The organism is Cryobacterium adonitolivorans, assembly GCF_004402695.1.
Lineage (GTDB): Bacteria > Actinomycetota > Actinomycetes > Actinomycetales > Microbacteriaceae > Cryobacterium > Cryobacterium adonitolivorans.
Map to the genome: position 1 here is coordinate 63,066 of NZ_SOFL01000025.1, position 13,205 is coordinate 76,270.

A 13,205-nucleotide genomic window follows, 5' to 3' on the forward strand; every position below is an offset into this window, starting at 1 on the left:
CAAAGGAGTGGTTACCCGTGAAGGTTGGCATTGGGCGTGAACGCCGAGACGGCGAAAAACGCGTCGCAGCAACACCCGAAACGGTGACCCAGCTCACCGCGCTCGGGGTCGACGTCACCGTCGAAGCCGGCGCCGGCCTCGCATCGGGCTACTCCGATGCCGCCTATGAGAAGGCCGGCGCGCAGCTGGTTGCGGACTTCGACGCCGCCGCGTTCGACGTGCTCTGCCATGTGCGCCCGATGACTCCCGAGCTGGCTGCCACGCTGCCGGCCGGAATCATCACGGTAGGTCTGGCCTCGCCGGCGTCCGAGCTGCCCACGGTGGCAGCGTTGGCCGCCGCGAAGGTCACAGCGTTCGCGCTCGAACTCGTGCCGCGCATCTCCCGAGCCCAGTCGATGGACGCGCTCACCTCGCAGGCCCTGGTCGCCGGTTACCGGGCCGTACTCGAAGCCACCATCCGCTTTCCCCGGTTCTTCCCGCTCTACATGACCGCGGCCGGCACCATCCCGCCGGCCCGGGCGCTCGTCCTCGGCGCCGGCGTCGCCGGACTGCAGGCCATCGGCACCGCCAAGCGCCTCGGCGCCCGGGTCTCCGCCTACGACGTGCGGCCGGCGTCGGCAGACGAGGTCACCTCGATGGGCGGCACCTTCATCACCCTCGACCTGGCCTCCGTCGAAGGCACCGGCGGATACGCCAGCGAACTCGCCGAAGACCGCGCCGTGCGCCAGCGCGAACTCCTGGCCCCGCACGTGGCCAAGGCGGATGTGCTCATCACCACCGCCGCGATCCCCGGCCGACCCGCCCCGCTGCTGGTGACGCGGGAGATGGTCGCGGCCATGCCCGCCGGTTCCGTGGTCATCGACCTCGCCGCCGAAACCGGCGGCAACGTCGAGGGCGTGCTCCCCGGCGTCGACCAGCTGGTGCCCACCGCGGCCGGTGATGGCTTCGTCACCCTGGTCGGGATGCAGGACGCCGCCTCCGCGATGGCTTCCGACGCGTCACGTCTGTACGCCAAAAACGTTGCCAACCTGCTCGCTCTGATGACCCGTGACGGCCAGGTCGTTCCCGACTTCACCGACGAGGTCATCGCCGGTGCCTGTCTCACCGTCGACGGCGAGGTGCGTCACGCACCGACCGCCGCCGCGCTGGAAGGAAAAAACTGATGGATCCGATCACTCTCCTCACGGTCATCGTGTTGACCGTCTTCGTCGGCTTCGAGGTGGTCTCCAAGGTGTCCAGCACCCTGCACACCCCCCTGATGTCGGGCGCCAACGCCATTCACGGCATCATCCTGATCGGCGCGATCATCGTCGCCGGCCAGCTGGACGACCCGTGGCTGATCGCTGTGGCCCTGCTCGCCGTCGCCCTCGCCACCGCCAACCTCGTCGGCGGCTTCGTCGTCACCGACCGGATGCTGGGCATGTTCCGCGGCCGGAAGCCCGCCGTCACCTCGAAGGACACCACCAAATGAGCATCCTCAGCGCCGAGTGGACCGCACTGCTCTACCTGGCCGCGGCCGTCTGCTTCATCCTCGCCCTCAAGGGCCTGAGTTCCCCCCGCACCGCCCGCCGCGGCAATCTGATCGGCGCCGCCGGCGCCACGCTCGCCGTCATCACGGTGTTCCTGTCTGCCAAGCTCGACAACATCCCGCTGATCCTGCTCGCGATAGCGGTGGGTTCCGCGATCGCGGCGCCCATCTCCCGCCGCGTGCAGATGACCCAGATGCCCCAGCTGGTGGCCCTGTTCAACGGCGTCGGCGGCGGCGCCGCGGCCCTGGTCGCGATGCTCGAACTCGGTCACAGCGAGGGCCCCTGGGTTCTCGTGGCCGTGGTCTTCACCATGCTCGTCGGCGCGGTGTCGTTCGCTGGTTCCGCGATCACCGTGGCCAAGCTGCAGGAACTGATTACCACCCGCCCGGTAGTGTTTCCCGGCATGAAGTGGGTCATGACCCTCGCCGTCGTGGCCGCCCTCGTCATCGGCGGGGTCGTCGTGGCCACGGGGTCCATCGGCTGGGCGCTCCTGCTCCTGGTGCTCGGACTGGCCGTTGGCCTGCTGCTCGTGCTGCCCGTCGGCGGCGCCGACGTGCCCATCGTCATCTCCCTCCTCAACGCGTTCACCGGTCTCGCGGTCGCCGCATCCGGTGTGGTGTTGGATAACGTACTGCTCGTGGTCGCCGGCACCCTGGTCGGTGCCAGCGGTACCATCCTCACCCGTGCCATGGCCTCCGCCATGGGACGTGGCGTCAGCGGCATCATGTTCGGGGCCTTCCGCGGCGGCTCGACCGCCGGCTCAACGACGCAGAGCGACCGTCCGGTGCGCTCCTCGAACCCCGAGGATGTCGCCGTGATGCTCGCCTACGCGCAGCGGGTGGTGATCGTGCCCGGCTACGGCCTGGCCGTGGCCCAGGGCCAGCACACCATCGCCGAACTTGCCACGACCCTCGAAGCGCGCGGCGTCGACGTGGCCTTCGCGATCCACCCCGTCGCCGGGCGGATGCCCGGACACATGAACGTGCTGCTCGCCGAAGCCAACGTCCCCTACGAGTCGCTCAAGGAGATGGCCGAGGTCAACCCCGAGTTCAAGAACACCGATGTGGTGCTCGTGGTCGGCGCGAACGACGTGGTCAACCCGGCCGCGAAGACCTCGCCAGGTGCGCCGATCTACGGGATGCCGATCCTCGAGGTCGAAGAGGGCCGCCAGATCGTCTTCCTCAAGCGGTCGATGCGCCCGGGTTTCGCCGGCATCGAGAACGAGCTGCTCTTCGACCCGAAGACCACGCTGCTGTTCGGCGACGCCAAGGATTCGCTCACCAAGGTGCTTGGCGCGGTCAACGCGCTCTGACGCGGGCTGCGCCCCCTCGACTTGCCGCAGAACACCCTCTGAACGACCGCGAAGGGGACTTTTGCGGTGAGTCACGAAGGTACGACTCACCCACTTGCCGCACATTGCCCCTTAGGGGCGCGCTGAGGGGTGATTGGCGGTAAGTCGGGCAGTGCACCTCAGTGCGTGCGACTCGGGGCGATGCGCCTCGGCACGACCCGGGGAGGGGCGCGGGCTCAGCCGAATGTCCCCCAGAGGTTCCGCTCGGCGAGCACCGTCCGCACCCGGGCCTTGGCGTGGTTCGATCGCACGACCCAGCGGGCAGCGGGCATCCGGGTCGTCACGTGCGGTCAAGCCGCGGAATGCGATAAGGCCTGCCTCAGGGCTCGCGGCGATCGCCGCGCTCCACCCGTAGCCCAGGGCCTGACGCAGCACCCGGTGCGCCTTGCGGGCGCGCATCGGCTCGGCCGCCAGCGGTTCGCCGCCGAGCAGAAGGGCCGTGGCCCGGTCACAGACTGGCAGGGCCAGCGCCTGGGCGTCGGTGTCGGCCATCAGTCGGGGCTGGCAGATCGCGGCCACGGCGGCTCGCGCCAGGCAGGGGTCCGTCGCGGCCGACCAGTCCGCTACGACGGTGTGCATCAGGGCCGGGTCGGCGTCCCCGACCAGCTGCAGCGCTCGTGCGGCGCCCTCCCGCACCTGCCACCGCTCGTCGGCGGCGGCCCGGCGGAGCGCCGTGAGGGCGGCGGTCCGGTCCGGGGCAGTGAGCGCGAGCCGGCCCAGACCCTCGGTGCCGCGAAAGGCCAGGTACTCGTCGGACGAGTCCGCCAGGCTCCAGATCAGCCCGGCCGGCACCGAGGCGGCGAACAAGTCGGCGAGCGGCAGATTGGCCCGCGGGCCAGGCAGGCCGGAGCGACTGGTGAGATAACCAGGCACCTCGGCCGGCGCCCGGGCCAACAGGTCCGCCATCGCGGCCGCGTCCTCCCCGTAGCTGACGCGCACGCTGCCGGCCGGTGCGTTCGAAGTGACCACCGTTGGACCCCCTGTCGCGCCTGACGGTAATCGCGGATGCCGGCGCCCGCTACGCCGGGGCACCGAACTCGGCCGAAAGCGCCGCGTAGACTGGAAGGACTCCCTGCGACGAAAGAGGTGCCCGCGTGGCGCATGCCCCGGCAGCAGCCGTCATCGGTACCCGGTACTGGACCGTGCCCATTGCGCGCGCCGTCGTGGCCTTCGTGCCGGCGGTCGTGATCACTTTCAACGCCGACCATTCCGCCGACTTCGGGCTCATCGTCTTCGGCGCCTTCGCGCTGGTCGGCGGCCTGGTGACCGGGCTGCTCAGCTGGAAGACCGCCACCGACCCCCGAGACCGCAGCATTTTCGCCATTCAGGGCGCAGTCGGCGTTCTCGCCGGCGCGCTCGCGCTGGCCATGTACGCCGGCGGGCTGGGCTTCTTCCTGTACATCGTCTCCGTGTGGGCGGCGGTCACCGGCGCTCTGGAGCTGTACACGGGCATCCGCATCCGGGGACGTGGCCAGGTCGCCCGCGACTGGCTGGTTGTCGGAGCCCTCACCGCGGTGCTCGCGCTGGTGTTCCTCCTTCTGCCGCCCCACGCCGTCGTCGCGGTGGGTCTGCTCGGCGCCTACCTGGTGATCATCGGCGTCTACCTGGTCATTGCCGGCGTCTCCCTCTCCACTGCGCACGCGGACGCGAAGCGCGACCTGGCCTCCTCCTCCACAGATTCGGACACCCCGTGACCCAGAACACCCCGCACAAGCCCAGCAGGTCCGAGATCCTCAAGCCCGTCGAACTGGTCGCCATCTCCGCCGGGATGGGGCTCTTCGTCGGTCTCACCATCCTGCTGGCGACCCGCAACTGGGCGCTGTCGTCGATCGCCCTGGGCATCACCTTCATCGTGGCCCTTGTCGTGATCGCGATGCTTGCGCTGGGCATGAAGCCCGACGCGGCCGAGAAGAGCGACCTCGACGAGCAGAACCAGACCGGCGAGCCCCCGGCTCACTAGCCCGGTCCGCATTGCGGCCGAGGCGGCGGGTTCCCGGGGCGCACCGCCCAGGGGAACCCGCCCCGGCCAACTCAGCCCAGGTAGTCCACCAGAGGTTCGGCCAGACCCACGTAGCCGGCCGGCGTCAGCTCGAGCAGGCGAGCCTTGGCGGTGTCACCGATCTCGAGCTCCTGCACGAAGGCCACCAGGTCGGCGCGGTTGATGCGCTTGCCGCGGGTGAGCTCCTTCAGCAGCGCGTACGGGTCGGCGATGGTGGAGCGCCCGGAGCTGACCTCTGCGCGGATGACGGTCTGGATGGCCTCTCCGAGGATCTCCCAGTTGGTGTCGAGGTCGTGGGCGAGCAGCTCGCGGTCCAGGTCGATCTCGCCCAGGCCCCGCACCAGGTTGTCCAGCGCGAGCAACGAGTGGCCGAAGCCGACGCCGATGTTGCGCTGGGTGGTGGAGTCGGTGAGGTCGCGCTGCAGTCGGGAGGTGACCAGGGTGGCCGCCAGCGAATCCAGCAGTGCGCTGGAGAGTTCGAGGTTGGCTTCGGCGTTCTCGAACCGGATCGGGTTGATCTTGTGCGGCATGGTCGACGAACCGGTGGCGCCGGCCTGCGGCACCTGCCGGAAGTAGCCGATCGAGATGTAGGTCCAGATGTCGGTGGCGAGGTTGTGCAGCACCCGGTTGGCGTGCGACACCTTGCCGTACAGCTCGGCCTGCCAGTCGTGCGACTCGATCTGGGTGGTCAGCGGGTTCCAGCCCAGGCCAAGGCCCTCGACGAACTCGCGGGAGACCGCCGGCCAGTCCACGGCAGGGTCCGCGGCGACGTGCGCGGCGAAGGTGCCGGTGGCGCCGCTGAACTTGCCGAGGTACTCGTTGGCCTCGATCTGCTTCTGGATGCGCTCGAGCCGGTATACGAAGACCGCCAGCTCCTTGCCCATGGTGGTGGGCGTGGCGGGCTGGCCGTGGGTGCGGGCCAGCATGGCGTCGGCGCGGTACTCGCCGGCCAGGGTGCGGAGGGCGCCGATCAGGGCGCGGAGCTTGGGCAGCCAGACCTCGCGCACGGCCTCGGAGACCGTCAGGGCGTAGGCGAGGTTGTTGATGTCCTCACTGGTGGCGGCGAAGTGGGTCAGCTCGCTGATCGATTCGAGGCCCAGCGGCACCAGGCGGCGGCGCACGAGGTACTCCACGGCCTTGACGTCGTGGCGGGTGACGGCCTCGAGGGTGGCCAGTTCGTCGATCTCGGCCTGCCCGAAGTCGATGACGAGGGCGCGCAGACCCGCCTTCTGGTCGGCCGTGAGCGGAATGGATCCGAACAGGCTGCGGTCGGTGAGGGTAATCAGCCACTCCACCTCGACCTTGACCCTGGCCCGGTTCAGTCCGGCCTCAGACAGGTGCTCGCCCAGTTCGGTGACGGCGGCTTGATACCGGCCGTCGAGTGGACTGAGGACCTGTGGGGGAAGAGGACTCATCGGACTCCCTGTCTGATTGCGGGTGCGAGCTGCGCGAAGAGCGCAAAATTGGCTCTCTCAATCATGCCTAAAACGGAGTCAAACAGCGCATCGTCGGAATAGTAGGGGTCGGGCACGTCCCGCAGGGCGGCCTGGTCCCGGTCGAAGCTGAGCAGCAGGCGCACCTTGTTGCGGTCCCGTTCGGTCGGCGCCCAGTTGCGGAGGATGCGTTCCTGCGACCTGTCGAGCACCACGACGAGGTCGAGATCGTCGAACCAGCCCGCATCGAATTGCCGGGCCCGGTGGTGGCTGCCGTCGTAGCCGCGCTTGGCCAGGGCCGAGATCGTACGGGTGTCGGCCTGCTCGCCGACGTGCCAGTCGCCGGTGCCCGCGGAACTCGTGGTGATGAGCCGACCCAGTCCGGAGCGCGTGACGAGGTCGCGCAGCATCACCTCGGCCATGGGCGACCGGCAGATGTTGCCGGTACAGACGAAAATGATCCGGAATGGCGTCGACTCATCTGGACTGAGCGCCGCGAAATTCATGAGTCCATTGTGTTCCACATTCCCCTCCTCCACATCCGCCCGCAGCGGCAACTTTCCCGGGATTGAGCGCAGACCACGCTCCCGCGCCCGGGCCGGCACAGTCTGGGCCGCACAGTTTGGATCTCACAGTCTGGATCGAGGAGGCGCGATGGAATCACTGGGTGGCAGCATCCTGCCGGATGATGGCGGCGGGCCGGATGCCGAAACCCTCGCGCGGCTGCGCGAGCAGCGGCGGCTGTTGCGACGGGTGCGGGACGGGGTGGAGGAGTCGGGGCGTCGGCTGGCAGGCCACCAGGCCGGTGCGGCCGGTGCGGCCTGGCGGTCGCCCGCCCAACGGGCATACGACACCCGCCGGGGCGAGTTGAGCATGGACTTGAACGGGGCCTGGCGGGCCCTGGACGATGCGCTGTGGGCCGTGGACGAGGCCATCGACAGGGTGAAGGCGGCGCTGTGACCGGCTCGGGCCCAGACACCGGACCCGCAGGGAGGGACGGGACGCTCACGGTGTCTGGCGGCGGCAGCATCCAGGTCGCCACCGACACCGTGTTCGCCGAGATGGCGGCCCTGCGCCTGCTGCAGGGCGAGGCGCAACACTGGCAGGGGCAGCTCGGCCGGGTGCGTTCGTTGGGCGTCGGCCCCGCGCCACGATGGCAGCCGGATGACCTCGGTGCCTGCGTGTTCGGCGCGTCCGTCGCGATCGACGAGGTCGCCGATCGGAGTCGGCGGCTGGCCGACGCCCTCGAGGAGGCGGCCGAGGAGTATGGCCGTCTCGAGTCCGGTCTCGACATGATTCTGCAAGGCACGGGCTCCTGGCTGGCGCACACACTGGGGGTCCTGGCACCGGTGCTGGTGCTGTCCATGGCAGCCCCGCTGGCTTACCTGGCCGCCGGCTCGCTGCTGTCCAATGCGGCGCTCGGCCGCTCGTTGTCGGTGGTGCCGCCCGCGCTCACCGACTGGCTACGGGAGAATCCGCGGCTGCTGACCAACCCGGCGACGGTCACGGTGGTCCGGGCGCTGGTGGGCTCGGCCGATGACGCGGTCCTGGGCCGACTGGGTGTGCCGTACCCAGTGGCCGCCGGCCTGGGTGATGCGGGCGCCGGGCTGCTCGGGGCACAGTTCTCAGCATTCGGACTGCTCGTCTCGGCCCAGGCGGCGGGGATGTTGCGTGAGTCGCCCGTGCGGGTGACCCAGGTGGCATTCTCGGCCACCCAGGCGGCAGTGGCCGGGGCAGCACACCCCGGTGCGCCCGGCGGTGTCGGCTCCGGCCGGCCGGCCGTTCCACTGTGGGGCTCTGCCGCCCGCTCCGCCGCCGTCTCAGGCACCGGTGCCGCGCCGGGCACGCTAGCTCCGCCGAGCCCGCCCACCGGCTTTGCGGACCTCGCCGACCGCATCCCCACCGAGGATGACGGCGGCCAGGTGCGAATCGAGCGGTACGGCGACACGGAGCATCCGTCCTGGCTCGTCTACGTCGGCGGCACGGTGGAATGGAGTCCGACCGGCTCGACCGAGCCGTGGGACATGGCATCCAACGTGGCGGCCGTGGCCGACCAGGAGGCCGGCTCCTACCGGGCGGTGCTGCAGGCCATGCAGGCGGCCGGAGTGCAGCCCGAGGACCAGGTGGTGCCGGTGGCGCACTCGCAGGGCGGGCTCATCGCCAACCAGCTGGTCTCGCGCGGCGACATCAACGCGGTGGCAATTCTCACCTTCGGGGCGCCGGAAACCGACCTGCCGCTGCCCAACGGCCTGCCGGCGATCGCGGTCGAGCACGACGACGACATCGTTCCCGCGCTGGGCCCCACCTCGAGCGATGACCAGCGTCTCTACGTGCGGCGGGAGTTCTTCGCCGGTCGGGAGGTGCCGGTGGACGAGGCGATGCCCGCGCACCAGCTGGTGGGCTACCGCGAGACTGCCCGCCTGGTCGACGAGTCGCCCGAGCCCCGGCTGGTGGCGTTCCGATCGAAGCTGGAGGCGATCGTGGGTACGACGGCCGGGCAGCAGAGTGTCTGGCGCGGTGATCGGGTCGACTGACCCGGTGCGGCCTAGGAGCTGGCGTTGTTCAGCGGCCGAACAAGCAGGCCGAACAGCCAGCTGAAGATGCCCAGCACGAACGCACCGAGCACTCCCCACCAGAAACTGTCGACGACAAGGCCGAAGCCGAGCAGGCCCGAAATCCACGCCACCAGCATCAGCAGCAGCCCGTTCACGATAAACGAGAGCAGTCCAAGGGTGAGCACGTAGAGGGGGAAGGCGACGATCCGCACGAACCCGCCGATGAACCCGTTGACGAACCCGAAAATCAGCGAGATCAGCAGGTACGTGAGCACCACGGCTATCGAGTCCGGTGCGTACGAGTCCACCCGCACACCCGCCACGATCAGAGTGGTCACCCAGAGGGCGGCGGCGTTGACGATGAGCTTGATCAGGAAACTACCCATGACTCAACTATGGCAGCAGGTGCCGGTACTCGGGCGGGTTTCCGGTGCGGCATATACGGTGCGAGCATGCGGCACCGCGAATATGTCCCGGCGTAGACTCGCCGAGTGAGCCCTTCTGACCAGCCCTCGGTCCGCCTGCGCCCCGAGATCGTTGCGCTGCCGGCGTACCGGCAGGGCAAGGCGGCCAACGCCTCCGCCTTCAAGCTCTCGAGCAACGAGAACCCGTTCGACCCACTGCCCGGAGTCATCGACGCGGTGAACGCCGTCTCAGCCTTCAACCGGTACCCGGATGCCTCCGCCCTCGCCCTCCGCGAGCGGCTCGCCGCCCGGTACGCACTGACCGCCGACGAGGTGCACATCGGCGCCGGATCGGTGGCGCTGCTCGCCCAGTTGATCCTCGCCGCGGCCGGACCCGGCGACGAGGTGCTTTACTCCTGGCGTTCGTTTGAGGCGTACCCGAGCCTGGTCACGGTGTCCGGCGCCACCAGCGTCACCGCGCCGAACCGCGCCGACCACGGCCACGACCTGCCCGCGATGGCCGCGTTGATCACTCCGCGCACCCGCGTCGTCATCGTCTGCAGCCCCAACAACCCCACCGGCGTGATCGTCACGGCCGACGAATTCGCGGCATTCATGGCGCTGGTCCCCACCGACCTGCTCGTGATCCTCGACGAGGCGTACGCCGAATTCGTCACCGGCCCGGCGGCCGTCAACGGCACGACGCTGCTCAAGCGCTATCCCAACCTCGTCGTGCTGCGCACCTTCTCCAAGGCCTACGGCCTCGCTGGCCTTCGGGTGGGCTACGGACTCGGCCCGGTCGGCATCCTCGATGCCGCCCGCGCCACCGCGATCCCGCTCTCCGTCACCGGGCAGGCCTCGGCCGCCGCGCTGGCCTCGCTCGACGCCGAACCCGAGCTGCTGGCGCGGGTCGGCGTAATCGCCGAGCGCCGCGACGGCATCCGCGCCGCGCTCGTCGCCGCGGGGCTGGACATCCCCGACTCGCAGGCCAACTTCCTCTGGCTGCCGCTGGGCGAGGCGACAGCCGCGACCACCGACCGTTTCACCGATGCCGGACTCGTCGTCCGGCCCTTCCACCCGGAGGGCATCCGGGTCTCGATTGGCGAGGAGGAATCTGTGGCCACGCTCTTACGGATCGGCGCTGAGATTGTTCAGGTTCTACCAACGGGGCACCCGGCCCGGCGGCTAGGTTAGTACGGTGCCAGTGACCTCCAACGACGCACCCGTGCGCACCCTGACCTCTCCCACCGTGCAGCTCCTGACCGCGGACGGGGCGTTCGCGCCGTCCGAATCGGCGGCCGAGTTCCTGCCCTACTTCGAGCGCCTCACCGAGGCCGACTACCGCAAGTTCTACCGCGATATGGTCGTCGTGCGGAAGTTCGACACCGAGGCGGCGAACCTGCAGCGCCAGGGCCAGCTCGCGCTCTGGGTGCCCAGCCACGGCCAGGAGGCCGCCCAGGTCGGCTCCGCCTACGCCACCCGGGCACAGGACCACGTCTTCCCGTCGTACCGCGAGCACGTCGTCGGCCTGATCAGGGGCCTGGACATGGTGGACATCCTGCGGATGCTGCGCGGCGTCACCCTCGGCGGCTGGACGCCAGAGGAACACGGCAACTTCCACCTCTACACGCTGGTGCTCGCGTCCCAGACCCTGCACGCCACCGGATACGCCATGGGCATGCAGCTGGACGGCGCCACCGCGACCGGCAACCCGGAGACCGACCAGGCCGTGATCGTCTACTACGGCGACGGCGCCTCCTCACAGGGGGACGCCAACGAGGCCCTGGTCTTCGCGGCCAGCTACCAGACCCCGCAGGTGTTCTTCCTGCAGAACAACCACTGGGCCATCTCGGTGCCCGTGTCTCGCCAGTCACGCTCCCCGCTCTACCTGCGCGCCGGCGGCTTCGGCATGCCCGGCGTCCAGGTCGACGGCAATGACGTGCTCGCCAGCTACGCGGTCACCGCCAAGGCCATGGATGACGCCCGCGCCGGCCACGGCCCGTCCCTGATCGAGGCGCTCACCTACCGCGTCGGCGCCCACACCACGGCCGACGACCCCACCAAGTACCGTGACCCCGACGAGCTCGCCTACTGGGTCGCCCGCGACCCGATCGTGCGTTTCCGCACCTACCTGCAGGGCCTCGGCGTGGAGCAGGAGTTCCTCGACTCGGTCGACGAAGAGGCCGCGGACCACGCCGCGGATGTGCGCCGCCGTGCCCTCGAGATCACCTCGCCGGACCGCTCGGTCATCTTCGACAACGTCTACGCCGAACCGCATCCGCTGGTGGTGGAGCAGAAGGCCTGGCTCGACGGCTACGAAACCTCGTTCGACGGGAGTGAGTCCTGATGACCACGCAGGAAACCGCAACCGCCGCGCCGACCAGCGCGAACCTGCCCATGGCCAAGGCCCTCAACGCGGGGCTTCGCCAGGCGATGCTGGCCGACCCCAAGGTGCTCATGATGGGCGAGGACATCGGCCCGCTGGGTGGCGTCTTCAGGGTGACCGAGGGCCTGCACGCCGAATTCGGTGAGAAGCGGGTGCTCGACACCCCGCTGGCCGAATCCGGCATCATCGGCACCGCCATCGGCCTGGCCATGCGCGGCTACCGACCGGTCTGCGAGATCCAGTTCGACGGCTTCGTCTTCCCCGGCTTCGACCAGATCACCAGCCAGCTGGCCCGGATGCGCAACCGGCACGAAGGCGGCGTCACCATGCCCGTCGTCGTGCGGATTCCCTACGGCGGCCACATCGGCTCGATCGAGCACCACCAGGAAAGCCCGGAGGCTTACTTCGCGCACACCCCTGGCCTGCGCGTGGTGAGCCCGTCGAACCCGCACGACGCCTTCTGGATGATGCAGGAGGCGATCGCCTCGAACGACCCGGTGATCTTCTTCGAACCCAAGAGCCGTTACTGGCCCAAGGGCGAGGTGGACTTCACCGCGGCCGGTACCCCGCTGCACGCCAGCCGCGTGGTGCGCACCGGCACAAACGTGACCGTGGTCGGCCACGGCGCCATGGTGAGCGTGCTGCTGCAGGCCGCCGAATTGGCCGCGGCCGAGGGCATCAGCCTCGAGGTCATCGACCTGCGCTCACTCTCACCGATCGACTACGCGCCGATTCTCGAGTCCGTGCACAAGACCGGCCACCTCGTCGTCGCCCAGGAGGCCGCCGGCTTCGTCAGCGTCGGCTCCGAAATCGCCGCCACCGTGACCGAGCGGGCGTTCTACTCGCTCGAGGCGCCCGTGCTGCGGGTGTCCGGCTTCGACACCCCGTTCCCGCCCGCCGCGGTGGAGACGCACTTTCTGCCCAGCCCCGACCGGGTGCTCGAAGCCGTCGACCGCTCCCTCGCCTACTAATCATCCCCCTGCCGGAAAGGCACCCCATGAGCGTCTCCCGATTCACCCTCCCCGATGTGGGCGAGGGACTGACCGAGGCCGAAATCGTCGAGTGGAAGGTCGCCCCCGGCGACACCATCTCGATCAACCAGGTGCTCGTCGAGATCGAAACCGCCAAGTCACTCGTTGAGCTGCCGTCGCCGTACGTGGGCGTCGTCGGCGAGATCCTCGTGGAGCCGGGCACCACCGTCGACGTGGGCACTGTCATCATCACGATCCTCTCCGAGGCCGGCGCCACCGATGCCGACGCCGCCGTGCCCGCTCCGGATGCCGCCACCCCGGCCGACGACGACCTCACCGCCGCCGCCCAAGATGCCGGCGGCACCATCTCTCAGGAACCCGCCGAGGAATCCCCGGCCGTGCTCGTGGGCCGCGGCGCAGCCGCCTCGATGCCCACCCGCCGGCGTCGGCACGTCGTGCCTCCCATCGCGCACGAGGCCCTCGCGGCAGCGCCGACCGCACCCCCGCAGGGCGGTCCGGCCGCCTCGGGGCCGCGCTCGGCCACCGCCGCGACTGGTCCGGCCCGTGCGACGCCGCC

Annotated in this window: 15 protein-coding genes; 11 read left to right on the plus strand and 4 right to left on the minus strand. The window is 69.8% G+C overall.

From position 1 onward, the window contains the following. Positions 1-17: 17 nt before the first annotated feature. The 3 genes from E3O42_RS08045 to E3O42_RS08055 are packed head-to-tail and all read left to right on the plus strand — an operon-like array spanning position 18 to position 2,841. Entirely contained in the window at positions 18-1,163 is a 1,146-nt protein-coding gene (locus E3O42_RS08045) for a Re/Si-specific NAD(P)(+) transhydrogenase subunit alpha (RefSeq protein WP_134453448.1), read from the plus strand. Next, positions 1,163-1,471: an NAD(P) transhydrogenase subunit alpha part 2 gene (locus tag E3O42_RS08050; RefSeq protein ID WP_104163756.1), complete on the plus strand. Its 309-nt coding sequence runs from the start codon at positions 1,163-1,165 to the stop codon at positions 1,469-1,471. Before E3O42_RS08045 ends, E3O42_RS08050 begins: the two co-directional genes overlap by 1 nt. Beyond that, positions 1,468-2,841, plus strand: a complete 1,374-nt coding sequence (locus tag E3O42_RS08055) for an NAD(P)(+) transhydrogenase (Re/Si-specific) subunit beta (protein ID WP_134453449.1) — start codon at positions 1,468-1,470, stop codon at positions 2,839-2,841. Before E3O42_RS08050 ends, E3O42_RS08055 begins: the two co-directional genes overlap by 4 nt. Positions 2,842-2,952: 111 nt before the next feature. Here the strand turns inward: E3O42_RS08055 and E3O42_RS08060 are convergent, their stop codons facing one another. Beyond that, positions 2,953-3,849 carry a HEAT repeat domain-containing protein gene (locus E3O42_RS08060; protein ID WP_134453450.1) on the minus strand — a complete coding sequence of 299 codons (897 nt, stop codon included), beginning with the start codon at positions 3,847-3,849 and terminating at the stop codon, positions 2,953-2,955. 125 nt (positions 3,850-3,974) lie between these two features. Between E3O42_RS08060 and E3O42_RS08065 the strand changes: the two genes are divergently transcribed. Both E3O42_RS08065 and E3O42_RS08070 read left to right on the plus strand, forming a co-directional pair. Further along, positions 3,975-4,574, plus strand: a complete 600-nt coding sequence (locus tag E3O42_RS08065; protein WP_174844233.1) for a DUF308 domain-containing protein — start codon at positions 3,975-3,977, stop codon at positions 4,572-4,574. Beyond that, positions 4,571-4,840 carry a hypothetical protein gene (locus E3O42_RS08070; RefSeq protein WP_134453451.1) on the plus strand — a complete coding sequence of 90 codons (270 nt, stop codon included), beginning with the start codon at positions 4,571-4,573 and terminating at the stop codon, positions 4,838-4,840. The genes E3O42_RS08065 and E3O42_RS08070 overlap by 4 nt, the downstream gene beginning before the upstream one ends. Before the next feature lie 71 nt (positions 4,841-4,911). On the opposite strand, the gene purB is transcribed toward E3O42_RS08070, so the two are convergent. Both purB and E3O42_RS08080 read right to left on the minus strand, forming a co-directional pair. Further along, the gene (gene purB / locus E3O42_RS08075; RefSeq protein WP_134453452.1) at positions 4,912-6,294 is read right to left on the minus strand and encodes an adenylosuccinate lyase; all 1,383 of its coding nucleotides are present in this window, start codon (positions 6,292-6,294) and stop codon (positions 4,912-4,914) included. Further along, positions 6,291-6,818 (minus strand): low molecular weight protein-tyrosine-phosphatase, encoded by a 528-nt coding sequence (locus E3O42_RS08080; RefSeq protein WP_134453464.1) that lies wholly within the window; start codon positions 6,816-6,818, stop codon positions 6,291-6,293. The genes purB and E3O42_RS08080 overlap by 4 nt, the downstream gene beginning before the upstream one ends. Positions 6,819-6,966: 148 nt before the next feature. Here E3O42_RS08080 and E3O42_RS08085 point away from each other — a divergent pair, with 148 nt between their 5' ends. After that, positions 6,967-7,272 carry a hypothetical protein gene (locus tag E3O42_RS08085; RefSeq protein WP_134453453.1) on the plus strand — a complete coding sequence of 102 codons (306 nt, stop codon included), beginning with the start codon at positions 6,967-6,969 and terminating at the stop codon, positions 7,270-7,272. After that, the gene (locus E3O42_RS08090) at positions 7,269-8,846 is read left to right on the plus strand and encodes an alpha/beta hydrolase family protein (protein WP_134453454.1); all 1,578 of its coding nucleotides are present in this window, start codon (positions 7,269-7,271) and stop codon (positions 8,844-8,846) included. Before E3O42_RS08085 ends, E3O42_RS08090 begins: the two co-directional genes overlap by 4 nt. An 11-nt stretch (positions 8,847-8,857) precedes the next feature. Here E3O42_RS08090 and E3O42_RS08095 read toward each other — a convergent pair whose 3' ends face one another. Beyond that, positions 8,858-9,253, minus strand: coding sequence for a phage holin family protein (locus E3O42_RS08095; RefSeq protein WP_134453455.1), 396 nt, complete (start codon positions 9,251-9,253; stop codon positions 8,858-8,860). Positions 9,254-9,358: 105 nt separating this feature from the next. Between E3O42_RS08095 and E3O42_RS08100 the strand changes: the two genes are divergently transcribed. The 4 genes from E3O42_RS08100 to E3O42_RS08115 all read left to right on the plus strand — a co-directional run. Continuing rightward, positions 9,359-10,465 (plus strand): histidinol-phosphate transaminase, encoded by a 1,107-nt coding sequence (locus E3O42_RS08100; RefSeq protein WP_134453456.1) that lies wholly within the window; start codon positions 9,359-9,361, stop codon positions 10,463-10,465. A 10-nt stretch (positions 10,466-10,475) separates the two neighbouring features. Further along, positions 10,476-11,618 (plus strand): pyruvate dehydrogenase (acetyl-transferring) E1 component subunit alpha, encoded by a 1,143-nt coding sequence (gene pdhA, locus E3O42_RS08105; protein ID WP_241984715.1) that lies wholly within the window; start codon positions 10,476-10,478, stop codon positions 11,616-11,618. Continuing rightward, complete coding sequence (locus tag E3O42_RS08110; protein ID WP_134453457.1) at positions 11,618-12,628, plus strand: alpha-ketoacid dehydrogenase subunit beta; 1,011 nt, start codon at positions 11,618-11,620, stop codon at positions 12,626-12,628. The genes pdhA and E3O42_RS08110 overlap by 1 nt, the downstream gene beginning before the upstream one ends. A gap of 26 nt (positions 12,629-12,654) precedes the next feature. Further along, the coding region (locus E3O42_RS08115; protein ID WP_338144937.1) for a biotin/lipoyl-containing protein at positions 12,655-13,205 on the plus strand (551 nt) is incomplete at its 3' end.